This window comes from Isoptericola luteus (assembly GCF_020297055.1).
In the GTDB taxonomy this organism is placed as follows: Bacteria; Actinomycetota; Actinomycetes; order Actinomycetales; family Cellulomonadaceae; genus Isoptericola; species Isoptericola luteus.
Map to the genome: position 1 here is coordinate 320,277 of NZ_JAIXCQ010000003.1, position 23,579 is coordinate 343,855.

The window sequence follows — 23,579 nt, forward strand, 5'->3', positions numbered from 1 at the left end:
CCCCCCCCACCCCGCGTGTTGGGGTGGGGGGGGGGTGGGGGGGGGGGGCGGCCCCCCCCCCCCCCCCCCCCCCCCGCTCACGACGTCAGGCGGCGGGCTCCTCGCGAAGCTCGGCGTCGCACCGGCGCGTCACGACGAGCACCGGGCAGGCGGAGTGGTGCAGCACGGCCTGGCTGGTAGAACCGAGCAGCAACCCCCGGAATCCACCACGCCCGCGCGAGCCGACCACGATCAGGTCCGCGCCCGTGGAGAACTCGGTGAGGAGCTCGGCACCCGAGCCGTCGAGCACGTGCCGCTTGATCGTCATGCCGGGGTTCTCCGCCTCGAAGCGGTCCACCATGACGTCCAGGCCCTCCTTGACGTCCGCGAGCACCTGCTCGTGGTCGATCTGGGACGGGAGCCAGGCGAGCACGCCGGCGCCGCCGGCCAGCGGCACGCCCGCGACGGCGATCAGCTCCGCGTCCCACACGCGCGCCTGCGCGATGGCGTGCCGTAGCGCGACCTCCGCCGACGGCGAGCCGTCGACACCCACGACGATGCGGCGCACCTCGTGCACGACGTCGCCGTCACGGCGCTGATCGGCCGTCGGGTCCTCAGGGCTGGGCCCGCGATAGGGCACGACCACCGTCGGGCAGTGCGCGTGAGCCGGAAGGGCCGACGAGACGGTACCGAGCAGCCGCTCGGTGAACCCACCCTTGCCGCGGGTACCGACGACGGCGAGCGCGTGCTCGCGCGAGAGCTCCACCAGCACTCCGGCGGCGTCACCCGTCGCGACCGTCGTCGTCGCGGTGATCCCGCTCGCGTCGACGCGGGCCTGAGCCTCGGCCAGCACCGCCTTCGCGCCCTCCTGGATCGCGGTGTCGTCGAGCGCCGCGTAGCCGCCGTCCAGCGACGCGGCGGTGAACGACGGCAGGGAGTAGCTACAGACCATGTGGAGACCCCAGCCCGTCCGCCGCGCGTAGGCAGCGGCCCAGTCCAGGGCGTGCAGGCTCGCTGCCGAGCCGTCGACACCCACCAGGACGACCTCAGGACGAGTCATCTCGCGCCTCCTGTCGGAACGGGTCCGCTGGCCATCACCCCGTCGAGACGGCCGGACACGTCAAGCCTAACGAAAGATACGCGCAAGTCATAGCAAAGCCCGGGGGAAGCACGAACCCCCGGGTCCGCAGGGAGCGGAACCGGGGGTCCGTGGTGATGCAGGTGCGTGTCAGAGCACGCGGATGTAGGTGGGGTTGGTCTGCCACATGTCGCGGTAGCCAACCTCCCAGCCGAGGGCACGCGAGGCCTCGACGACCTTGCCGTCGCCGGCGTAGATCGCGATGTGGCCCGGGGTCCAGACGAGGTCGCCAGGACGCGCCTCGGCGGACGACACGATGGTGCCCGCGTAGTGCTGGTCGGACGAGGTGCGCGGCAGGTCGACACCCAGCTGCGCGTAGACGTAGGACGTCAGGCCCGAGCAGTCCATGCCGGACGGGCTGGAGCCGCCCACGACATACGGGGTACCGACGTAGCGCATGGCGATCGAGACGGCCTGCGCGCCGAGCGACGAGTCCGAGCTGACCGCGGTCCGCTCGGTGCTGCGCGAGGCGGCCTCGGTGGTGGTGCTCTCGACGACGGGCTCCGGCTCGGGCTCCGGCTCCGGCTCGGGTGCCGGGGTGATCTCGGCCTTGGCCGCGATCTTCTTGGTGACCATCTCGACGTCCATCGTGGCGTCCGCATCAACGGCGACGACGGGCGCTGCCTGCAGTGCGCTCTTGGCCTGCTCGGTCAGAGCGCTCAGGTCGACGGTGCTCAGCTTGTTGGCTGCGTCGTGGTCGACGGGCGCGGCCTGTGCCGCGGTGGCCCCGAAGGTCGAGACGAGCAGTCCGCCGGCAGTGGCGACGACCGCGGCGCGACGGCCGGCGTTCGATCCGCCGACGGTCTTGGCGATCTCGCTGAGCGGCGTCAGCGGACGGCGCGCGGCGCGGTGCCGAGCGCTCGTGGTGGTTGCGTTCACGTGTTCCCTCTCCGGTCGCCTACGAAGTGAGCTGTCGGGTTCGGGTGGGAGAAAGCACCCGGCCTTCAGGACCGTCATGCAGACCGGCCCGTTCGGCTTCACCCCTAGGACATCGTCTCGATGCCCGAAAGTGGGTCCCCCGCCCCTGCCTGAGGATCGTGGTTCCCGACCGGCGGCAGGGCTCGGCGTTCCGATCGGGACTCGACGGAAGGCCGTCGAGTGGTTGAAACCGTAGCGGACTCACGAGGCGATGTCACGTTTCGATCACGAGTGCTGTGGACGACAGTGTCGAACGTCACAGAATGCGCGCGCCACCTGCGAGAAGGCGGAGACGACGACGCCCCGCCACGCAGTGCGTGGCGGGGCGTCGGAAACGCGGCGGTCCGGTGGCCGATCGGGTCAGGCGACGCGGATGAACGTCGGGTTCGACTGCCAGATCGAGCGGTACTTCACGACGTCGCCCGGCTTCGGGGCGTCGATCTGCATGCCGTCGCCCGCATAGATCGCGACGTGGCCCGGCGTCCAGATGAGGTCGCCCGGCTGAGCGTTGGCGGCGGACACCTTGGTGCCGACGGAGCCCTGCGCGGAGGAGGAGCGCGGCAGGCTGATGCCGACCTGCGCGTAGACGTACTGGGTCAGGCCGGAGCAGTCGAAGCCGGACGGGCTGGTGCCGCCGGAGACGTACGGGACGCCCAGGTAGCGCATCGCGATGGAGACGACCTCGGAGCCGTTGGCGGAGGCCGGGGCCTCGACGGCGGTGCGCTCGGTGGAGCGCGACGTCGCCTCGGCAGTCCGCGAGGTGCCCTCCTCGCTGGTCGAGGTCTCCTCGGCGACGGTCTCGACGACGGGCTCGGGCGCCGGGGTGATCTCGGCGTTGGCCGCGATCTTCGCGGTGACCTTCTCGACGTCGAGCTTGGCGTCGGCGTCGACGGAGACGACCGGGGCCGCCTCCAGCGCCTGGCGCGCCTGGTCCGTGAGGGCACCGAGGTCGACGGAGTTGAGCTTGTTGGCGGCGTCCGTGTCGATCGGCGCGGCCTGGGCGGCGCCGGCGGTGGCGAACGTGGAGACCAGCAGACCACCGGCGGTGGCGACGACGGCTGCGCGACGGCCGGCGTTGCCGGTCGTGGCCAGGGCGAGCGGACGGCGTGCGGCGCGGTGCCGGCCACCAGTCGTACGTGCGGTCATGTCTACCTCTCCTGTCGCCTACGAGGTCAGCTGTCGGGTTCGGGTGGGAGAAAACACCCGGCCACCCGGGCCGGCGCGAACCGGCCCGTGCGACTTCACCCCGAGGACGCCGTCTCCGGCGCCCGGAAGTGGGTCCCCCGCCCCTGCCATGCGGTGATCTGTGGAGCCCGGTCGGTGGCAGGGTTTGGCGCCCGAACGAGCGCTCGCAGGATGTCCACCCGCGAGCGTCCCCGACCGTACCGGATGCACGCCGCTGATGTCACGCTCCGGTCACAACCCGGGATGTCGGACATGCCGCGGGCCCGGGACGACGGGGTCCCGGGCCCGGCGAGCGGCGTCAGCGGTCGGCGACGAAGAGGTGCCGGGCCAGGTCGGCGGGCAGGTCGACGACCGTCCCGGTGCCGTCGATCTCGACGGCGAAGTCGTCCCCCGCAGTCCGCGCGGTGATCTGCGCGCCGGGCACGAGCCCCGCCTCCGCGAGCCGGGCGAGCAGGTCGATGTCGACCTGGAGGGGCTCGGCGATGCGCTGGAGCACGAGGGGCGTACCGTCGTCGTCCGTGGCCGAGCCGGCGAGCACGGCGGGCAACGCCTGCACGCCCTCGAGGAACGGGACGTCGCGGTACTGCTCCCCGAGCTCGGCCAGCCCCGGGATGGGGTTGCCGTAGGGATCGTGGTGCGGGTGGTCCAGGAGCGTGACGAGGCGCCTCTCCACGAGGTCGCTCATCACGTGCTCCCAGCGGCACGCCTCGGTGTGCACCTGCTCCCAGTCGAGCTTGATGACGTCCGTGAGCAGCCGCTCGGCGAGGCGGTGCTTGCGCATGACCCGCGTGGCCTTGGTCTGCCCGGCGTCGGTGAGCTCGAGGTGGCGGTCGCCCGTGACGACGACGAGGCCGTCGCGCTCCATGCGGGCGACCGTCTGCGACACCGTCGGCCCGGAGTGCCCGAGCCGCTCGGCGATGCGCGCGCGGAGGGCGGGGATCCCCTCCTCGCCGAGCTCGTAGATGGTCTTGAGGTACATCTCGGTGGTGTCGATCAGGTCGGTCACGTCAACTCCCGTCGTTCGGCGCCGGGCCTAGTCTATTCGCAGGTCCGTCCGCATCACGTCCAGAACCAGTGGAGACGCCATGCCCCTCGCCATCCCTTCGTCGCTGCTGCCTGCCGACGGGCGGTTCGGCTCCGGCCCGTCCAAGGTCCGGGCAGCCCAGGTGGCAGCGCTCGCCGCGGCCGGCGACCCGTCCGCGCCGCTGCTCGGCACCTCGCACCGCCAGCCTCCGGTGAAGGACCTGGTGCGCCGGGTGCGCCGCGGGGTCGCCGAGCTGTTCGACCTCCCGGACGGTTACGAGGTGGCGCTCGGCAACGGTGGCTCGACGGCGTTCTGGGACGTCGCGACGGCATGCCTGGTGCGGCGTCGCGCGCAGCACGCCGTCTTCGGCGAGTTCGGCGGCAAGTTCGCGGCCGCCACGGGCCAGGCCCCGTTCCTCGAGCCGTCGCAGGTAGTCGAGGCGGCCCCCGGCACGGTCGCACGGCTGGCCCGGGCCGAGGGCGTCGACGTCTACGCCACCCCGCACAACGAGACGTCGACGGGCGCCGTCGCCCCCGTCGCCCAGGTGCAGGACGCCCGCGCCGACGGGGCGCTGCTCCTCGTGGACGCGACGTCGGGCGCGGGTGCTCTGCCCGTCGACGTCGGTGACACCGACGTGTACTACTTCGGCCCGCAGAAGGTGTTCGCCGCCGACGGCGGCCTGTGGCTCGCCGTCTGCTCCCCCGCAGCCGTCGCGCGTGCCGAGGAGGTGGAGGCGACCGCAGGGCGAGAGAGCGGACGCTGGGTGCCCGAGTTCCTCTCGCTGACCACCGCCCTGACCAACTCCCGGGCCGACCAGACCCTCAACACCCCCGCCGTGTCGACCCTCGTGCTGCTGGCCGAGCAGGTCGAGTGGATCCTCGCCCAGGGCGGCCTCGCCTGGTCGGCGGCGCGGTGCGCCGAGTCCGCCGGGGTCCTGTACGACTGGGCGGGCGCGCGCGACTGGGCGACGCCGTTCGTCGCGGACCCGGCCGAGCGCTCGACGGTCGTGGTGACGGTCGACCTCGACGACGCGATCGACGCGTCCGCCGTCGTGGCCACCCTGCGCGCGAACGGCGTCCTCGACGTGTTCCCCTACCGCAAGCTCGGGCGCAACCAGCTGCGCATCGGGGTGTTTCCGGCCGTCGAGCCCGACGACGTCCGCGCGCTCGTCGCGTGCGTGGACCACGTCGTGGAGCACCTCGCGTGACGCCGGGACGGCCCTCATAACTCTCCGACCGGCCGGTATCCTCCCAGGTCAGGATGTTTATTTCACCCGCTCCGTCACAAACTGATAACGTCCCGTCCGACCAGTTCGGGCGAGGAGGCCGTTGTGACGGAGTTGTCAGAGATGCACCACTTCACCTTCGGGTTGATCACCCCGGTCCTCGCGTACGTCGCCTCATGTATCGGTGCCGCGACCGGTCTGTCCGCGACCTCGCGGGCCCGGGCGGCGACGGACGCGACGACCCGCAGCATCTGGCTCGCGGTCGCCGCGGTCTCCATCGGCGGCACGGGCGTGTGGGTCATGCACTTCGTGGGGATGCTCGGCTTCACCGTCACGGGCATGCCCATCCACTACGACGTGCCGATGACGATCCTGAGCGCGCTCGTCGCCGTGGCCGTCGTCGCGATCGGGCTGTTCATCGTGGGATTCGGCGGGGACCGGCTCCCCCTGCTCCTCACCGGCGGACTGGTCGCCGGCCTCGGTGTCGCGGTCATGCACTACATGGGCATGGCCGCCATGCGGATGAGCGGGCACCTGGAGTACTCGGTCCCGATCGTCGCCGTCTCCGTGGTCATCGCGATCGTCGCCGCGACGGCGGCCCTCTGGCTCAGCGTCAACGTGCGTGGCCCGCTCGCCATGGCGGGCGCGGCCATGGTCATGGGGTTGGCCGTGAGCGGCATGCACTACACCGGCATGGCGGCCCTGACGATCGCCGGGCCAGGCGGTGAGGCGCCGGGCGGCACCGCCGCGGTGGACCTCCTCGGGCCCCTCATCTTCGGCATCGTGGCCCTGACCGTGGCGCTGGCCTTCGTCGTCCTGATCTGGCCGAACGAGGACGAGATGCGCACCCGGGCGGAGTTCGAGGCGAGCCTGCGCCGCCGGACCCGCCGTGAGCGGGCGGCCGCGCCGCGCCTCCCCGCCGCGCAGCCCGCCCCGGGGCACGAGGCCGTGCGCCACGTCGACCCGGTCTGACCCGGACCTCTCGGTTCCCTCCGGGCCTGCGGCGCGAACAGGACTCAGGCGGCCAGCGCCGCGGCCGGCCTGTCGAGGTACTCGACCTCCAGGTGCGGCCGCGGCAGCAGGTGGTAGCGCACGCGGAGCCGCCAGCGCCGGACCGCCCAGACCGTCGCCGCCAGGGCGACGGCGAACGTCGCGATCGAGCCGACGAGGATCGACCAGCGCGGACCCCAGGCCTCCCCGATCCAGCCCACGAGGGGCGCGCCGACCGGCGTCGCGCCCTGGAACACCATGATGTACAGCGCCATGACGCGGCCGCGCATCACCGGGTCGGACGAGACCTGCAACGTCGTGTTGGCGGCGGTCATCATCGTCAGCGAGGCCAGGCCCACCGGGATGCAGGCGACCACGAACGACGGGTACGTGGGCGCCAGCGCCAGCGCCGCGGTCGTCACGGCGAAGGCGAACGCCGACCCGATGACGAGCCGCACCCGCGGGCGGTCCCGCCGCGCCGCGAGCAGGGCACCGGTGAGCGACCCGATGGCGAGGACCGAGCCGAGGATGCCGTACTCGCCGGCGCCCCGCTCGAACTCCACGCGGGCCATGAGCGCCGACGTGAGCTGGAAGTTCAGGCCGAACGTGGAGACCACGAACATCACGACCATGATGACGACCATGTCCGTACGGCCGCGCACGTAGCGGATGCCCTCGCGGATCTGCCCTCGCGCGCGCGGGGCTGCGGGCACCGTGCGCAGCTCGCGCACGTTCATGGCCGCCAGAGCCACGATGGTCGCCGCGAACGTGACGCCGTTGATGAGGAACACCCAGCCGGAGCCGACGGCGGCGATGAGCAGCCCGGCGACGCCCGGTCCCACCAGGCGGGCCGCGTTGAACGACGCACTGTTCAGCCCGATGGCGTTGGGCAGCTTCTCGGTCGGCACCATGTCGGCGACGAACGTCTGGCGGGCCGGTCCGTCGAGGGCGGAGACGACGCCGAGCAGGAGCGCGAAACCGTAGACGTGCCACAGCTCGGCGCGGCCGGAGAGCACGAGCGCACCGAGCGCGAGGGCCAGCACGCCCATCCCGCCCTGCGTCGCCATCAGCAGGCCGCGGCGCGGGAGCCGGTCGGCGAGCACCCCGGCCCACGGGGACAGCAGCAGGAACGGCAGGAACTGCAGGGCGGTGGTGATGCCGACCGCGACGCCCGACTCGTCGCTGAGGTCGGTGAGGACGATCCAGTCCTGCGCGACGCGCTGCATCCAGGTGCCGACGTTGGCGACCAGGGCTGCGCCGAACCACAGGCGGTAGTTGGGGTATCTCAGGGAGGAGAAGGTCGTGCTCATCATCGGTCGTGGGGACCCCGGCGGGTCTCGACGCAGGCCGGGGTCTCGTGTCTCCTCTCCTCGGGTTGCCGGCCGGGCAGAGGTGCGCACGGTCGACGGCGCTGTGGGTGTCCGGCCTGGACAACCACCGATCGAATCGTTCTATTCCCGGGGGAGGCTAGCGGCGGCCGAGCGCCCGGTACTCCCAGCCGGCGTCGGTCCAGTCGGTGCGGCTGAGCGCGTTGCGGCCGTCGAGCACCGTGCGCTGGGCGACCAGGGCGCCGACCCGCTCGGGGTCGAGGTCCTTGTACTGCTTCCACTCGGTGAGCACGAGGACGGCGTCCGCGCCGGCCAGCGCGGCCTCCAGGTCGCGCTCATAGTGCAGGCTCGGCTGCTTGGCGCGCGCGTTGTCGATCGCCTGCGGGTCGTGCACGGTGACGACGGCACCCAGCTCGGCGAGGCGGGCCGCGACGTCGAGCGCGGGCGAGTCGCGCACGTCGTCGCTGTCCGGCTTGAACGCCGCCCCCAGCACCGTGACCTCGGCACCCTCGACCCAGCCCCCGAGCACCTCGGTGGCGAGCTCGACCATCCGGGTGCGCCGACGGGTGTTGATGGCGTCGACCTCGCCGAGGAACGACACGGCCTCGCCGGCCCCCAGCTCGTCGGCCCGGGCCTTGAACGCCCGGATGTCCTTGGGCAGGCAGCCGCCCCCGAACCCGAGACCGGCGTTGAGGAACCGGCGGCCGATGCGGGCGTCGTGCCCGATGGCGTCGGCGAGCCGGGTGACGTCCCCGCCGGCGACCTCGCACAGCTCGGCCATGGCGTTGATGAAGGAGATCTTGGTGGCGAGGAACGAGTTCGCGGCGACCTTGACCAGCTCCGCCGTCGGGTAGTCCGTGACGATCCGGGGCACACCCTCGGCCAGGGGGACCGCGTAGACCGCGTCGAGGACGGCTGCGGCCTGCTCCCCGGGCTCGCCGTCGGGCACGCCGTAGACGATGCGGTCCGGGCTCAGGGTGTCCTGCACGGCGAACCCCTCGCGCAGGAACTCCGGGTTCCAGGCGAGCACCGCGCCGGGCTCGGCGTCGCCGACGACGCCCGCGAGCCGGGCCGCCGTCCCGACCGGGACCGTCGACTTGCCCACCACGACCTCACCCGGGTGAAGGTGCGGCGCGAGGCCCTCGATGGCCGCGTCGACGTACGTCAGGTCTGCCGCGTTGCTGTCCGCACGCTGCGGGGTGCCGACGCAGACGAAGTGCACCTGGGCGCCGTCGACGGCCGCCGGGTCGGTCGAGACCGTCAGCCGGCCCGTCGCGGCCACCTCGGTGAGCAGGTCGTCCAGACCGGGCTCGAAGAAGGGCGCCTTGCCCGCTGCCAGGGCGTCTACCCGGGCAGGGTCCACGTCGACACCCACGACGTCGTGCCCGAGCTTGGCCATGCTGGCGGCGTGCACGGCACCGAGGTAGCCCAAACCGATCACCGAGATCTTCACAGGTCAGCTTCCCTTCGTCGAAGCGTCCCTGCTGACGCTAGCGCGGCCGGACCCCCTGCAGAGGGCCGCACAGCGGGCGAAATGTTGCCGCGGCAGCACGACGGCGGCCCCGGACCCCCCAAGAGGTCCGAGGCCGCCGTCGGGCACCGCCGGTCAGAGACCGAGCGCCGCCTGGATCGGCTCGAGCGTGAAGTACACGACGAACATGGCCGCCGCGACCCACATCAGCGCGTGGATCTGGCGCGCCTTGCCGAGCGCGAGCTTGATGATCACGAACGCGATGAACCCCGCGCCGATGCCGTCGGCGATGGAGTAGGTGAACGGCATGATGACGATCGTGAGGAACGCGGGGATCGCGATCTCCACGTTCTTCCAGGAGATGCCCGCGACCTGCGCCATCATCAGGTACCCCACGAAGACCAGCGCAGGCGCGGCGGCCTCGTACGGCACGAGCGCCACGACCGGCGACAGGAACGTCGCGAGCAGGAACGCCACACCGGTCACGACCGACGCGAACCCCGTGCGTGCGCCGGCGCCGACACCCGTCGTCGACTCCACGTACGCCGTGTTGGACGAGACCGAGCCCAGGCCGCCCGCGGCCGCCGCGACGGAGTCCACGACGAGGATGGCGCGCGTGCGGGGCGGGTTGCCCTCGGCGTCGAGCAGCTTCCCCTCGGCGCCGACAGCGACCATCGTGCCCATCGTGTCGAAGAAGTCGGCGATGAGCAGCGAGAAGACGATCAGCACCACAGACACCGCGGCGATGTTCTGGAACGAGCCCAGCAGCGAGAACTGACCGATGAGACCGAGGTCGGGCACGGTCACCACGCCGTCGAACACCGGGGCGTTCAGGTTGAAGCCGTTCGGGTTGCCTCCGGCCTTGGTGCCGATGTGCAGCGTGTTCTCGAGCACGACGGCGAGCACGGTCGCGGTGATGATCGCGACGAGCATCGCGCCGCGCACCTTGCGCACGAACAGGACGATCGTCAGGACGAGCCCGACCACGAAGACGAGGATCGGCCACGTGCCGAGGTTGCCCAGCGCGACGACGGTGCCCGCGCCCGGGACGACGAACCCGGCGTTGACGAAGCCGACGAGAGTGATGAACAGGCCGATGCCCACGCTGATCGCGGTCTTCAGCTCCACCGGGACGGCCTTGAACACCGCCTCGCGGAAGCCGGTGAGCACCAGGACGAGGATGATGATGCCCTCGATGACGACCAGGCCCATCGCGTCGGCCCAGGTGACGTTCGGCAGACCCGCGATCGAGTACGCCACGACGGCGTTCAGCCCGAGCCCCGCCGCCAGTGCCAGGGGGTAGTTCGCGAAGACGCCCATCGCGATGGTCACGATGCCCGCGATCAGCGCCGTCGCCGCCGCGACCATGCCCAACGTCTCGGGCGTGGCCTCCGCGCCGCCGCCCAGCACCTGGCCCGTGCCGTCCTGGACCGTGCCGATGATCAGCGGGTTCAGCACGACGATGTAGCTCATCGCAAAGAACGTGACCAGACCGCCGCGGACCTCCGCGCCGATGGTCGAGCCACGTTCGGTGATCTTGAAGAAGCGGTCGATGGCGCTCTGCCCGGGAGCGGGCGGCGCGGTGGTCTGGTTCGCCATGTGGAGAATCATGGCAGACCGGGTGAAGGCGACCCGGTGTCGCCGCCGCATCGTGATGGCGAGCTCATCGGCGGCGGCACGTCCTCGCTGGTCGCGGACCGCCTCGGTCGCTGCCCGGGGACGCACCTCACTCGGCGAGGAAGATCTGGACACACACCATTCGCGGCGTTCCAGCCTCATCGCCGTCCTGCTCGCATGCGACTGCGCCCCTCACGAACTCCGAGTTCCGGATGTTCGCCGCGTGACCCGCCGAGGCGAGCCAGGCTTCCACCACCTCCTGGGGTGGCCGGGTCGCCCGCGACAGGTTCTCCGCGGCCAGGGTGACGCCGCACGCCTCGAGCACGTCGTCCAGCGGCCGGTGGGTGAGCTCGTCCACCCCCACCAGCTGCTCGGCCCGTCCCGTCGCCGCGCGCGCCGCGCAGTCATCATGCGTCAGCGGGCGGAGGGATCCATCTCGGCGCGCATTGTTGACCCCCTGCTCGAGCCGTGCGGCGTACTCCTCCCGGACAACCGTGAGCGATGTGGACGCCCGTGGTCCGGCGGATGCGCTCGTCCTGTCCCGGGCCCCACCCTCGAGCCCGCAGCCCCCGAGCACCCCCGCCGCGACACCAAGCGTCAGCGCGAGCAGCGTCCCGGCTCCACGGGTCAGCAGGATGCGCACGAATCCACCCCCGCCCTGTCTGGACCCGTAGTGACGGCCGACGTCAGCCTGGGCTGAGCTTGGGCCCGCGCGTCAGGCAATTCTCGCGCCCACACCATATGAGCATGGTCGGCGCCTCGCACTCGCACGCGGTCGAACTCCGGCCCGCGCGACATCACCAATCCCACGTTAGGCTCGCTGCGGCGGATCGCCCGGGCAATCGGCGCGAATCGTTTCCCTCCTCGGTTGACTGTCGACCCGAACGAACCAATCACAGGCGAATTGTGCGGAGGTTGGCGTGACGCAATCGGAACGAGTGGCGCAGAACCTGGCGCGGCGACCACTGACGACTCCGCGAGCTCGAGGAACCTTGGGCCGACTCCGGAGCATCGCCGCCGACGCGCGGTTCCTTGCGCGATCGAACGTCCGGATGCTCAGGGGGGTCACGCCTCGCGAATGCCCCTTCTGCGGATACCACGGAAGGTTCTCGCCCTCTGGTGATCCGCCGCGCCTCGACGCAAAGTGCCAGGTCTGTAGGTCGTTCGAGCGCCACCGCCTCCTCGCGATCGCCGTACAGCGCCAAGACCTCGTCAGGCCGGGTGACAGAGTTCTGCACTTCGCACCTGAGGTGCAGGTCGCACGACTTCTCGAGAGCATCTCGCCCGGTAACGTCGTCTCTGCGGATATCGACGAGAGCATCGCGGACATCCGCATAGACATCGAGGCGATCGATCTCGACGACGACAGGTTCGACGTGATCGTGTGCTCGCACGTCATGGAGCACGTCGACGACCGCCTGGCGCTCAAGGAGATGCACCGCGTCGTAGCGCCCGGCGGCCGGTTGATCGTGATGGTCCCCATCGTGGAGGGCTGGGACCATTCCCACGAGATCCCGGGCGTGACCGACCCCCGTGAGCGCCGAATCGAGTTCGGTCAGGCAGACCATGTCCGGTACTTCGGTCGAGACCTGCGCGAGCGGATCGAGAGCGCGGGATTCGAGCTTTCGGAGTTCGTCGCGAACCCGGACGACTGCCGCCGGTACGGCCTGGTCCGCGGCGAGCGCGTCTTCGTCGGGACGGCGTCATGACGAGCGGAGCCCTGCTGCGGGAGTCGACGTCGGCGTCGTCTCGCGTCACCAAGATGCTCATCCGCGAACCGCGTCGCCTGTGGATCGCGATCCGCGGCGCGGCACGCCTCGGGACCCAGCTCGTCCGAGATCCTCACCAGTTCGCCTATCTCCGACGATGGGTCCCGACGGTCGAACGCAGCACCCTGGACCTCGAGCTGCCTTGGCTTCCCTTCCAGGTCATCGACCGGCTGGACGAGGTCCTCACGCCCGCGTCTCGGGTGTTCGAGTACGGGGGCGGCGGCTCGACGCTATGGATGGCGCAGCGGGCCGGCGAGGTGGTGACGGCAGAGCACGACCCGGAGTGGGCGGAGCTGCTGAGCGAACGAACAGCCCCCCTGTCGAACGTCACCCTGCTGATCAGGAGCGCCGCCAACCAGTACGCCGACTACGTGCCCGCGATCGACGACTACCCGGACGAGTACTTCGACGTCGTCATCGTCGACGGACGCGAGCGCGTCCGGTGCTTCGAACACGCACTACACAAAGTCCGGCCCGGGGGCATGCTGCTTCTGGACGACACCGAGAGGGCGCGATACGCCCCTGCCTTCGACCTCGCGCGGGAGCACCGGCACGTCACGATCCGGGGCATCGCGCCCTGCAAGTCGCAGGCCGCTCACACGACGGTCTGGCTTCCCCGGGACACGTCGGAAGGTCGATGACGGCCGTGGCCCTAAGAGGTCGGCTCGTAGGAATGTGCGCCGTGCAGGACCCGTGACCCCGGGCGCCCGTCATCCGCCACGGGAACGCTGTCCGGCTCGTAATACTGGTACCGGTACTCCGACGCGTCGGACTGTGCCACGCCGTTCAGCACGACACCGTGCAGCCCGACACCGACCGTGGACAGCGCCCGAATAGCTTGTTGAACCTGCGCGTTGTGGACTTCGCCGGCTCTGATCACGAGGATCGTGCCGCCCGTGAGCCTCGCGAGGACCGCGCTGTCGGTGACGGGCAGGAGCGGCGCGCTGTCGATCACGACGACGTCGTACATCTCGTCGAGCTTGGCGACCAGCCGTTCCATCTGTGCCGACCCCAGGAGCTCGCTCGGGTTCGGCGGCACCTCACCGCTAGGGAGCACGAACAGGTTGGTGTCACCCCAGGGCTGGACGGCGGCCTCGAGGGGAACACGGCCTATCAGCGCTGTCGTCAGACCGACCGAACCTTCGAGACCCAGGTACCTCGATACGCTCGGGCGCCGGAGATCACCGTCCACCAGCACGACCCGAGTTCCTGCGTCAGCCAGCGTGATCGCGAGGTTGATCGCCGTCGTGGACTTCCCCTCTCCCGGAAGGGAGGACGTCACCAGCACGTGGCGTCGGTTGTCGTCGACCTCGACGAACTGGAGGTTCGTCCGGAGCCTGCGGAACGACTCGGCGCGTCGGCTCTGCGGGCTCCCCTGCAGGATGAGCGGCTGGCCCGCCGCCTCGTCGTCGAGGGCGATCGTCCCGAGCAGCGCCGCATCGGTGAGCCCGGGAACGTCCTCCTCCGACCGGACGCGAGTGTCCAGCGTCGACCTGAGCACGGCGATCCCTACACCGACGAGCAGCCCGAGGACGAGGCCCAGCACCACGTTCAGCGCCGTACGGGGAGTGACCGGGCTCGCGGGGACCTGCGCCTCGCGAACCGTGCTGATCCGGACCGGCGACCCCTCGTCCCCGGAAGGTCCCTCCAGGTCGGAGACGACGGTCGCGAGACTCGAGGCGATCGTGTCCGCCGTTCTCGCGGCGAGCTGCGGGTCCGGGTCCGACACAGCGATGGTGATGAGAACGGTCTCCTCGGGAGACTCGGCGGTGACGCGCTCTGCGAGGGAGTCGGCCGAGTCGCCCAGACCGAGCTCATCGATCACTGGCTGGAGGACCCGTGGGCTCGAGACCAGCGCCGTGTACGACGAGACCTGATTCACCGTGAAGGAGTTCCCGGCCACCAGGTCGTTCAGCGAGTCTCCGGAACGGGTGGAGACGAAGACCTGAGACTCGGCGCGATACAGCGGCGTGGTCGCCGCCGACAGGACGGACGCAAGGGCGACACCTGCGATCGTCGAGAGCGCGATCACCGTCCAGTGCTTCCGGAGGACGCTCAGATATTCAGCCAGCCTCATGGCACCCCCGTAGTCGCCCCCGTGCAAATCATCCACGTTGTTCCACGTCGATCGGATTGTCGAAGTTGAAACCACCAGCGAGCCTAACCGTCGAGGGTGCTGGCCGCGCGCTCACACTGCACTCCCCCGAAGGCGTAGATAGTGTGACATCGTCCCGCTCGGCCGACCGGCTCGTCGACGGCGTCGGAGGAGGTCAATTCCCTTGGATCGTCTCAAGATTGTCGTGGTGACCTATGGCCGGTCCGACCTCGTCACGCGATGTCTTTCCTCTGTTCTTCTCTCGATCCCGGAGAAGACGACCATCCATGTCGTTGACAATAGCTCTCCCGACGACACCGCCGACGTCGTCGCCACCAGGTTTCCGGAGGTCGCGCTGCACCGCCGCACATCGAACGACGGCTTCGCTGCGGCGAACAATGCAGTGCTCGCCGAGATCACTGCCCCCTACGTACTCCTGCTCAACCCGGACACCGAGATCGGACCAGGACTCCTCGACCATCTCCTCGACGCCATGGACGAGCACATGGACGTCGGCATGGTGGGGTGTCGCCTCGTCACCGCCGACGGCAGTCTCGATCACGCGGCGAAGCGGCACATTCCGAGCCCGTGGACCGCCGTCCGCTACTTTGCCCTCAAGGTCGTCGGGCGCACGGGCTCCCACTACACGGCACCGGACGTCGGCGAGTACGACGTCGCCGAGGTCGAGGCCGTGAACGGTGCCTTCATGCTCGTCCGGGCCGAGGCGATCCGCGAGGTCGGGCTTCTCGACGAACGATTCTGGATGTATGCCGAGGACCTGGACTGGTGCGTGCGGATGCGGGCCGCGGGCTGGAGCATCGTCTACGACGGCCGAGTGACCGCGACCCACCTCAAGGGAGGTTCGTCCGGCACTGCGCGCCCGCTCCGCCTCAACTACCACTTTCACCGCAGCATGGTGCTCTTCTACCTCAAACATCAGAGGCGGAGCCCGCTGGTCGACGCGTGCGTCGTGACGGGGATCTGGCTGCGCTTCGCACTGTCCAGCACGGCAAGCGCACTCACGCGCGCCTTCGCCAGGTCGGGTGGTGCTCGCCCCCGTGCAGTAGAGCCAGCCCATGAGTGAGGCGTCCCAGGCCACGACCGGCCGGATCAGCGTCGTCCTGCCGACCTACGACCGGGCAGAGACCCTGCCCGCAGCCATCGCCAGCGTGCTCGAGCAGACGGTTCCGGTCCACGAGGTGATCGTCGTCGACGACGGATCGACAGACGCGTCTGCCGACATCGTGGCCCGGGCAGCCGAACGAGACTCCCGCGTGCGTCTGGTGCAACAACGGCACCTCGGTGCAACGGCGGCACGAAACCGTGGGATCTCCGAGGCGCAGGGCGAGCTCGTCGCGTTCCAGGACAGCGACGACCTGTGGTTGCCCACCTTTGTCGAACACCTTGGGCCGTCAGCCGGCCCGGGCGTCGTCGTGTTCGGGACGTGCCGGGCGTGGGCCGGTTCGAGCTCGAGCCTCGAGCCGCTCCGTCCGATCGCCAACCCTCGACGCTCCCTCCGGCGAACGAACCTGTTCTCCACCCAGTCCGCGATCCTCGACGGAGCGCTTCTCCGTGACGTCAGGTTCGACGGGAACCTCCGCCGGTTCCAGGACTGGGACCTGTGGCTGTCACTCATCGAGAAGACCGACGCCCGGCTCCTCCACGTGCCGGTCGTCGTGGTGGACAAGTTCCTGTCCGAGGACAGCATCACCCGTGGCGACCCCCGCGTCCGGGACGCCAGCATCCGCCGAATCTTGAGGCGTCACTGGCGGCTGTTCGCGCGCGACCCCCTCGCACTCGCGCGCACGACGGTGCGCGGCGTGGTCCGACCTGTCGTGCAGCCTGCCCGCCGGACGGCCGATCGAGCGCGTGCACGGCGCGCGGAAGAACTCGCATGACATCCGTCGCAGCACCGACGCAGACCGCCGGGCACCCGATGACCGATCGCTCGGCGCGGCTCATCACGACGTCGACGGTCGTCGCGGTGGTAGGGATGCTCTTCGCGACCAAGATCGCCGACCGGCTCGCCGTCTCCAACATCGCCCAGGTAGTCGCGATCATCCTGCTGCTCGCGGCCCACCCGCGGCTCATTCGAACCCGCGACACGGTGCTGATCCTGGTGGGAGTCGCCTCCGTGGCGCTCGGCGCGCTGAGCGTGTCGCTGCAGTACGGCACCCGCATCCTAGTGACCCACTCGATCTACTTCTTGATCGCGACGTTCTACCTCGTCGCGATCTACCGGGCGTGCCGCGACCACGGGGCCACGGACGCCGTATCGGAAGGTGTGCGCCGTGCCATCCCGGTGGCAGCGGTCGTGCTCGTGGCCATGCTCGGCTGGGAACTCGTGACGGGCGTCGAGATCCCCAACCTCGGGTTCGACGACAACTCGCATGCGGCGATGGCCGCATGCTTTCTTGCTTTCGCATCGCTGCGCTTCCTCCGTACACCGCTCCGGTTGCTCGTCGCTCTGGGGTTCTTCGCGATCGCGCTCATCACCTACTCGCGGATGCCCTTCTTCTTCGCACCGTTCCTCGTGCTCGCCTTCTGGATCGAGTACCGGCGGGTCCGTGCCCGTGCTACCAAGGCGTGGCAGGTGTTCGGCGCGCATCTCATCCTGCTCGCCGCCGTCACCATCCCTGCGGTCCTCGCCGTGCGGGCGGCCGACCGATTCACCGTGTTCGAGAGAGTGCTGGCTCCAGGCGAAGCAACATCGGCCTCGACGGCGGCCCACCTCGAGCTGCTTTCCCTCGGCGCACAGCTCAAGGTGGAGAGCGTCTGGAACGTCGTCCTCGGTGTGACGCCAGGCGGTTTCTCCAGCGCGGTAGCCGCGAGCGAGGTCGACCTCGGGGGCATCGCTGCCAAGGACCCTGTGGCCTACCAGCTGATCCTGGACGGGTCGGCTCCGCTCCACTCGACGCTGGGCTCGATCGTCCTGGAGTTCCCCCTGTGGGTGGTCGTCCTGTATCTGGTCGTCCTGGCGCACACCACCCTCGCGCTCGTGCGCAGGCGAGAGTGGGTGATGGCCATGTTTCTGATCGCCTTGGTCGGCGCCACGTCGCTGTACTCGAGCCACAACGAGCTGTACTTCATCGTGAGCCTCGCCGTCCCCCTCGCCCTCGCCTATCGCAGCCCGCCCGCGGCCCCGCTCACCACCTCGCCGGCATGACGGGCGAGCCGACCGGCGACACGCAACGTCTCGGCAGGACCGCTGCGCGAGGCAGCGTCTCCACGCTTGCCGGACAGCTCGCGCGCGCGACCGTGCAGGCGATCTCACTGGTCGTCCTGGCCCGGCTTCTCCTGCCCGAGGACTTCGGTCTCGTCGCAATGGTCGCCGCCGTGGTACGCATCGGCGACGTCGTGCGGGAGAGCGGCTTGGCGAATGCTGCGATCCAGGCGACCACGCTGTCGGACGAGCAGCGCGACAACCTCTTCTGGCTCAACACGGTGCTCGGATGCGCTACCGGCGCAGCGCTGTTCTTCCTCGCACCGCTGGTAGCCGGCTTCTACGGTGAACCTGCGCTGGTGGAGATCACCCGATGGCTCGCTCTGACGTTTGTCCTCAGTGGCATCGCCACGCAGTACGGCGCGAGCCTCGTGCGGGACATGAGGTTCGCGGCCGCGGCGACGATCGAGGTCGTCGCCCAGGTCGCCGGCCTCGTGGCCGCGATCGTCATCGCGTTGATCGGTGGCGCCTACTGGGCCCTGGTCGGCCAGAACCTCGCGATCGCCCTGGTCATCTGCGTCGGCTCCGCGGCCGCCGCCGGATGGCTCCCCGGACTGCCACACCGAGACGTGAGCATCCGCCCGCTCGTGGGCTACGGCCTCCACCTCCTCGCCAGCCAGCTCATCGAGCAGACGTGCCGAGCCGCCGACACCATCGTCGTCGGGTTCCGGTTCGGCGCGGTCTCGGCCGGGCTCTACAACCGGGCGTTCCAGCTGATGGCGCTTCCCATGCGGCAGCTCACCTATCCCGCGCAGCGCGTCGCCCTGACCGTGCTGGCGCGACTGCAAGACGACAAGGACACGTTCTGGCCGTTCGTCCTGCGAGGTCAGACCATCCTGCTCCACGCCCTCACACCCGTCTGCTCGCTCGCCGCCGCTCTGGCGCCCGCCGTCGTCGACATCGTGCTCGGTCCGTCCTGGGCGGCGGCCGCGCCGGTCTTGTCCCTGCTGATGGTGGCAGCGATCTTCGAGACGGCGAGCCAGCCCACGACGTGGGTCCTGCTGTCGACGGGCCGCACACGGGCCTTGTTCGTCTTCACCCTCGTGACCCGGCCGGTGCTCCTCGTCGCGATCGTCGGAGGGTCGTTCCTGGGGCTGGCGGGAGTGGCGGGCGGAGTGGCCGCGTCCGCCGTCGTCATCTGGCTCGCGGGTCTCGTCTGGATCCGTCGCACAAACGCCGCCCCCGCCGGCAGGCTGTTCGGTGCCGCCCTCCGGGCGGTCGCCGCCCATGGGATCGCAGCGGCGTCGGGAGGACTAGCCGCTGCGCGGCTCGACCTCCCGGGGCCGTGGGCGGAGGTAGGTGTCGGTCTCGGCGTCGCCGTCGCAACCCTCGGCGTCCTAGCTTTGGCCTGGCCACAGCTTCGCCGTGACCTCTCGGCGGTCCTCCGGAGCGCACGGCTGCTCAGGCATCCACAGGCGTCCGACCAGCGTCGGGAGGCACATCAGTAGGCACCGTCACGGCCCACCACCGCACGTACGGTCCGCAGGAGGATGACGACGTCGCCCATCAGCGTCCAGTTCTCCACGTAGTACAGGTCCAGCCGGACGCTCTGGTCCAGCGGCAGGTCGTTGCGCCCGCTCACCTGCCACAGTCCGGTGAGCCCTGGCTTGACGAGCAGCCGACGGCGCAGCGCGTCGTCGTACTGCGCCACCTCGAACGCGACCTGCGGGCGGGGCCCGACGAGGCTCATGTCGCCGCGCAGCACGTTGACGAGCTGCGGGAACTCGTCGATCGAGTACCGCCGCAGGAACCGCCCGAGGCGGGTCACGCGCGGGTCGGACTTGGGCTTGTAGAACACTCCGGCGTCGCCGTCGAGCGCCGCGGCGAGCTCCTGCTCGGCGCCGACCCGCATGGTGCGCAGCTTGTAGAGCGTGAACGGCTCGCCGTTCAGGCCGATGCGCTCCTGGCGGAACAGCGCCGGCCCTGGGCTGGTGAGCCGCACGAGCCCGGCGACCACGAGCAGCGGGACGGCGAGCACCGCCAGGCCGAGCGCCGTCACGACAACGTCGAAGGCACGCTTGAGCGCGTGCTGGGTACCCGTGTACCCGGGTGGGGTCACCTGGACCACGGGCACGCCGTCCACGGGGGTCACGAGCAGGCGGGGGCTCGCGACGTCGGCGAGCCCAGGCACCACGAGCAGGTCGGCGCCGGTGGGCTCGAGGTCCCAGGCGAACTGCTTGATCATCTGGGTGGTGGCGGTGTCCGACGCGGTGACCGCGACTGCGTCGATCCCCGACTCGCGCGCGACGGCGGCCGCGTCCCGCACGTCGCCGAGCACCGGTACCTGCGGCAGCGGCGACGGCGTCGCCCTCCCGCCGGGCACGCACACGCCGACGACGTCGAACCCGGCGCCGCGAGCACGGCGCATCCGGATCCCGAGGTCCTGGACGGTCTCGAACGCCCCGACCAGGAGGGTGCGGCGCCGGAAGCCACCTTTCTCGCGTTCGGCGTGCAGCCGCTGCGCGAGCAGGAGCCGTCCGCCGAGCAGCAGTGCCAGCCCCACCGGGAGCGCGACCGCGACGTACGAGCGCGCCAGGTCGAACTTGACCAGGTAGCAGACCACGGCCAGCAGGCCGAAGAGGCCGAGCGACGCCCGCACGGCGCGCACGATCTCCTCGCGTCCCGAGCCGAGGACCCGGTGGCTGCGGGCGCCACCGATGCCGAGCGCCACGACCCACGCCTCCACGAGCACCACGGAGATCAGCAGGTACTGGCCGCCGCGTGGCTCGAGGAGCCCGACGTCGACGTCGAGGTCGAAGCGGACCAGGTATGCGGCAGCCACGGCCAGCACCACGGCTGCCACGTCGACGTACAGGGCTCGGGAGACGAGTGCCGACTGCCATCCGCTCGCCTCCCGGCGGACCCCCAGGGCGGGGGCCCGCCAGGAGTGGCGGGGCCCGGCGAACGACGGGCCTGGTTCAGCCGGGAGCCACCGGTGCTCGACCCCTCCCGCCAGCGGTGCGCCGTCCTTCTCGACCGTCATCGCGACGCTTCCCCCGGCTCACCTCACACCGAACTGTCGCCGCCGTGCGAGGGCTCGGCCGCCCTCGCCGCCCGTCCACGCCCTCGCGCGACGAGGAGTGCACCGAGGCCGACGACGAGCAGCAGGCCCGCCGCGAGCAGGTACGGGGTGCTCGTGGCACCGGTCACGGCGAGGCCACCCGCCGTCGTGGTCGTGCCGTCGGCGCCTGCGACGCCGTCGGCATCACCCGCGTCGTCACCCACGGCGGCGTCGTCGACGACGGCACCGACGGTGGAGGTCGCGACGACCTGCCCCTCGGCGTCGGTCGCGGTCAGCGTGTAGGTGCCCTCGGAGGGCAGCGTCACGACGAACGCCGCGGACCCGTCGGTCGTCGCCGCGGTCTGTGCGCCGGCGACGTCGATCGCGGAGTCGTCGACGCCGGGGATCTCGAGCGTGAAGGAAGGGTTGCCCACGGGGCCGGAGAGGTTGACCACGAACGGCTCTCCCACGACCGGAGTGGTGATGCTGATGGAGAGTGCGTACTCGTCCGGCGAGTACTCGAAGTCGTCGGTGTCTGCGCTGGCCGCCGTGGCCGAGAACGCTGTCGTGGCGATCAGCGCGGTGACGAGCGCGGTGAGACGTCGAAGCATGATCTTGCCCCCTGATGTGACCGATTCTGGCGTGTAGGTGCGCGACGGCACCGTGACTGGCGGCCGCGTTCTGGACCGCTCCTCATCAGTTGTGTTTCCGGAGAAGTCGCCTCAACGCTGAGCGCGGGCGCCCGGAGTCGCCCGGAGGGCGACATCGCCGGATTGGTGCTTCCCGGTGATCATCACATAGGTCACCGAGTTTGTCTCCCCTGGAGACAAAGAAAGGGTTCGGGCACCGACAACAAGGTGATGATGCATCTGTGGGAAAAGCCCGACATTCCCCGCCGCGTCGTATGCGGACACCACTTTCCCGCCTGCCGGCGCGTAGACCAGCGCGTTCATCCGCAATTCACCGGCCTGTCCCTCGTCCATTCCCGTGACATATGCGGGCAGACCTCGCACCTCGTGCGGCGTGGCCGTGTTCGTGAAGGAGACGGTGACCGCCAGCTCGTGCGAGCCGTCCGGTCGGTCGGCCACGACGTCCACGTCGACGTCGGACTCCAGGTACCAGCCCATCTTCGCCGCGCGGGTCATCTGCGTGTACACGCCGACCACGGGGGTGTCCTCCCCGCGCACCCCGCGCAGCGCGCCGTCGAGGACGGTGCCGTCCAGCAGCGCCTGCTCCTCCGGCGTGGCGGACCAGAGCATCACCCTGCCCTCGCGAGCGCTGCCCGCGAGGGCGTCCATCAGGGCGGAGGTGCCCGCGGCGCCCCGCATGACCCGTTCGAACGCGGACTGCGCCACGGCGGCGAAGACGGCGTCCTGCTCGCTCGGGTCGGGGTGCTGCAGGTAGACGTCGTGCAGCAGGAACTCGGAGAGATCGTCGCCCTGCAGCTCCCGGCCGCCCGGCACCGTCAGCGGGTCGCTCCCGGCCAGGACGGCGGCGAGCGCCACCGGGTCCATGGAGAGCACGCCGTCGACGGTCACGCCGGTGCGCAGCCGCCACATCTCGCGGGCCAGCTCGGCGGCCCGCGGGAAGTCGGGCGTCATCGTCACGTTCTGCCCGAAGCGCGCCAGCTTGTCCCCGAACAGGGCCGACTCGGCGTCGTCCAGGGGCAGGACTGGCTCGTCGAACCGGCCCAGCGACGACGCAGCCCGCTGGTCCTCGATCGTGACCTCGCCGTCGTCCGCCCGGAGCTGGATGTAGGAGCCGGGGATCCCGCCCAGGGTGCGCGGCTCGGCGTTCGTCTGCACGAGCACGAGGTAGCGCCGTTCGCCGTCCGCCCCGAGCATGGCCGGGACGAGCTGCGCCGCACGGGCGGCGGTAGCGGTCGTCGAGCGCAGCTCTCCGAGCTTGGCGGCTACCGACGCGACCGCGCCGTCGACCTGGGGCAGCAGCGTGTCGTCGATGCCCGCCACCGTCTGCTGGGCGATCTCGAGGTCGCGGTCCGCGTCGACGACGGCGGGGGCGGCCGCCCGCAGCGGAGCGAGGTCCACCCGGCCGTCCCGGGGAGTCAGCGTCGCCGGGTTGACCGCCCCGGTCACGCTGACCAGGTCCTCCAGCGGGCCGCGCGCGAGCGAGTCGCTCACCTCGGCGAGGGTGGTCACCGCCTCCGCCGTCGACCCGAGGAACGGCATGCGCTCGGCCAGCCACCAGTGCGGCCCGGACGTCGCGCCGACCGCGGCGGCGGTGTCGTCCTGGAGCGCGGCGAGGATCGTGTCGACCCGGTCCGTCTGGCCGGCGACCGCCGCCGGGGTCAGGGCGGAGATCCGGTCCGCCGCCTGAGCGAGCGAGTCCCGGGCGCGCAGCGCGTCGGTCGCGACCCGTGCCATCGTCAGGACGAGCACCAGGGCGAGCGCCGCGATCACCCACGTCCCGACGCGGACGCGGCGTTTGCGGACCGCGCGCCCCCGCACCGAGAGCCGGGGCCTCGGCGGAGGCGGCGCGTCCGGCGGGCGCGTCACCGTCCCCGCCACGGGCACCGGGGCCTCAGCCCACTTCTCGCCCCATCCGGGATGCGTCACAGGATCCCCCGTCGTGTGATGGCGCCACGCGAATGTCGCT

At 70.8% G+C, this 23,579-nt stretch carries 20 protein-coding genes and 2 riboswitches; of the genes, 8 read left to right on the plus strand and 12 right to left on the minus strand.

Annotated features, from left to right (window positions below; translation table 11 throughout):
- Window positions 1–85 precede the first annotated feature (85 nt).
- The 4 genes from LEP48_RS06425 to LEP48_RS06440 form a co-directional block, all read right to left on the minus strand.
- Window positions 86–1,039, minus strand: a complete 954-nt coding sequence (locus tag LEP48_RS06425; protein WP_225564744.1) for a universal stress protein — start codon at window positions 1,037–1,039, stop codon at window positions 86–88.
- Window positions 1,040–1,207: 168 nt separating this feature from the next.
- Entirely contained in the window at window positions 1,208–1,996 is a 789-nt protein-coding gene (locus tag LEP48_RS06430; protein WP_225564745.1) for a C40 family peptidase, read from the minus strand.
- A riboswitch (cyclic di-AMP (ydaO/yuaA leader) is annotated at window positions 1,997–2,194 on the minus strand.
- Window positions 2,195–2,395: 201 nt separating this feature from the next.
- Window positions 2,396–3,181: a C40 family peptidase gene (locus LEP48_RS06435; protein ID WP_225564746.1), complete on the minus strand. Its 786-nt coding sequence runs from the start codon at window positions 3,179–3,181 to the stop codon at window positions 2,396–2,398.
- 1 nt (window position 3,182) lies between these two features.
- Window positions 3,183–3,347, minus strand: a riboswitch (cyclic di-AMP (ydaO/yuaA leader).
- A 171-nt stretch (window positions 3,348–3,518) separates the two neighbouring features.
- The gene (locus tag LEP48_RS06440; protein ID WP_225564747.1) at window positions 3,519–4,226 is read right to left on the minus strand and encodes an iron-dependent transcriptional repressor DtxR; all 708 of its coding nucleotides are present in this window, start codon (window positions 4,224–4,226) and stop codon (window positions 3,519–3,521) included.
- A 79-nt stretch (window positions 4,227–4,305) separates the two neighbouring features.
- On the opposite strand from LEP48_RS06440, the gene serC reads away from it, so the two are divergent.
- The gene (gene serC / locus LEP48_RS06445) at window positions 4,306–5,451 is read left to right on the plus strand and encodes a phosphoserine transaminase (protein ID WP_225564748.1); all 1,146 of its coding nucleotides are present in this window, start codon (window positions 4,306–4,308) and stop codon (window positions 5,449–5,451) included.
- A 123-nt stretch (window positions 5,452–5,574) separates the two neighbouring features.
- Window positions 5,575–6,441: an MHYT domain-containing protein gene (locus LEP48_RS06450; RefSeq protein WP_225564749.1), complete on the plus strand. Its 867-nt coding sequence runs from the start codon at window positions 5,575–5,577 to the stop codon at window positions 6,439–6,441.
- A gap of 44 nt (window positions 6,442–6,485) precedes the next feature.
- Here LEP48_RS06450 and LEP48_RS06455 read toward each other — a convergent pair whose 3' ends face one another.
- The 4 genes from LEP48_RS06455 to LEP48_RS06470 all read right to left on the minus strand — a co-directional run bounded on the left by LEP48_RS06455 (window position 6,486) and on the right by LEP48_RS06470 (window position 11,518).
- Entirely contained in the window at window positions 6,486–7,769 is a 1,284-nt protein-coding gene (locus LEP48_RS06455) for an MFS transporter (protein ID WP_225564854.1), read from the minus strand.
- Between the two features lie 157 nt (window positions 7,770–7,926).
- Window positions 7,927–9,240 carry a UDP-glucose dehydrogenase family protein gene (locus LEP48_RS06460; protein WP_225564750.1) on the minus strand — a complete coding sequence of 438 codons (1,314 nt, stop codon included), beginning with the start codon at window positions 9,238–9,240 and terminating at the stop codon, window positions 7,927–7,929.
- 153 nt (window positions 9,241–9,393) lie between these two features.
- Entirely contained in the window at window positions 9,394–10,857 is a 1,464-nt protein-coding gene (locus LEP48_RS06465; protein ID WP_225564751.1) for an NCS2 family permease, read from the minus strand.
- A 127-nt stretch (window positions 10,858–10,984) separates the two neighbouring features.
- Window positions 10,985–11,518 carry a CAP domain-containing protein gene (locus LEP48_RS06470; RefSeq protein ID WP_225564752.1) on the minus strand — a complete coding sequence of 178 codons (534 nt, stop codon included), beginning with the start codon at window positions 11,516–11,518 and terminating at the stop codon, window positions 10,985–10,987.
- Between the two features lie 349 nt (window positions 11,519–11,867).
- Here LEP48_RS06470 and LEP48_RS06475 point away from each other — a divergent pair, with 349 nt between their 5' ends.
- Together LEP48_RS06475 and LEP48_RS06480 are read left to right on the plus strand one after the other, a co-directional pair.
- On the plus strand, window positions 11,868–12,584 hold the full coding sequence (locus LEP48_RS06475; protein ID WP_225564753.1) for a class I SAM-dependent methyltransferase: 717 nt from the start codon (window positions 11,868–11,870) through the stop codon (window positions 12,582–12,584).
- Window positions 12,581–13,285 carry an O-methyltransferase gene (locus tag LEP48_RS06480; protein ID WP_225564754.1) on the plus strand — a complete coding sequence of 235 codons (705 nt, stop codon included), beginning with the start codon at window positions 12,581–12,583 and terminating at the stop codon, window positions 13,283–13,285. Before LEP48_RS06475 ends, LEP48_RS06480 begins: the two co-directional genes overlap by 4 nt.
- 11 nt (window positions 13,286–13,296) lie before the next feature.
- Here the strand turns inward: LEP48_RS06480 and LEP48_RS06485 are convergent, their stop codons facing one another.
- Window positions 13,297–14,721, minus strand: coding sequence for a tyrosine-protein kinase domain-containing protein (locus tag LEP48_RS06485; protein ID WP_225564755.1), 1,425 nt, complete (start codon window positions 14,719–14,721; stop codon window positions 13,297–13,299).
- Window positions 14,722–14,923: 202 nt separating this feature from the next.
- Between LEP48_RS06485 and LEP48_RS06490 the strand changes: the two genes are divergently transcribed.
- Genes LEP48_RS06490 through LEP48_RS06505 form a run of 4 tightly spaced genes read left to right on the plus strand, consistent with a single transcriptional unit; the run spans window position 14,924 to window position 19,410 of the window.
- A complete protein-coding gene (locus LEP48_RS06490; RefSeq protein ID WP_225564756.1) occupies window positions 14,924–15,823 on the plus strand; it encodes a glycosyltransferase family 2 protein in 900 nt (299 codons plus the stop codon).
- Window positions 15,816–16,637 (plus strand): glycosyltransferase family 2 protein, encoded by an 822-nt coding sequence (locus LEP48_RS06495; RefSeq protein WP_225564757.1) that lies wholly within the window; start codon window positions 15,816–15,818, stop codon window positions 16,635–16,637. Before LEP48_RS06490 ends, LEP48_RS06495 begins: the two co-directional genes overlap by 8 nt.
- Window positions 16,634–17,905, plus strand: coding sequence for a hypothetical protein (locus LEP48_RS06500; protein ID WP_225564758.1), 1,272 nt, complete (start codon window positions 16,634–16,636; stop codon window positions 17,903–17,905). The genes LEP48_RS06495 and LEP48_RS06500 overlap by 4 nt, the downstream gene beginning before the upstream one ends.
- On the plus strand, window positions 17,902–19,410 hold the full coding sequence (locus tag LEP48_RS06505; RefSeq protein WP_225564759.1) for a lipopolysaccharide biosynthesis protein: 1,509 nt from the start codon (window positions 17,902–17,904) through the stop codon (window positions 19,408–19,410). Before LEP48_RS06500 ends, LEP48_RS06505 begins: the two co-directional genes overlap by 4 nt.
- Here LEP48_RS06505 and LEP48_RS06510 read toward each other — a convergent pair.
- The 3 genes from LEP48_RS06510 to LEP48_RS18755 form a co-directional block, all read right to left on the minus strand.
- Entirely contained in the window at window positions 19,404–20,945 is a 1,542-nt protein-coding gene (locus LEP48_RS06510; RefSeq protein ID WP_225564760.1) for a sugar transferase, read from the minus strand. The two genes, LEP48_RS06505 and LEP48_RS06510, sit on opposite strands and share 7 nt — an antisense overlap.
- 23 nt (window positions 20,946–20,968) lie before the next feature.
- Window positions 20,969–21,574: a hypothetical protein gene (locus LEP48_RS06515; protein ID WP_225564761.1), complete on the minus strand. Its 606-nt coding sequence runs from the start codon at window positions 21,572–21,574 to the stop codon at window positions 20,969–20,971.
- A 111-nt stretch (window positions 21,575–21,685) separates the two neighbouring features.
- Window positions 21,686–23,539, minus strand: coding sequence for a DUF4012 domain-containing protein (locus LEP48_RS18755; protein WP_225564762.1), 1,854 nt, complete (start codon window positions 23,537–23,539; stop codon window positions 21,686–21,688).
- Between the last annotated feature and the right edge of the window lie 40 nt (window positions 23,540–23,579).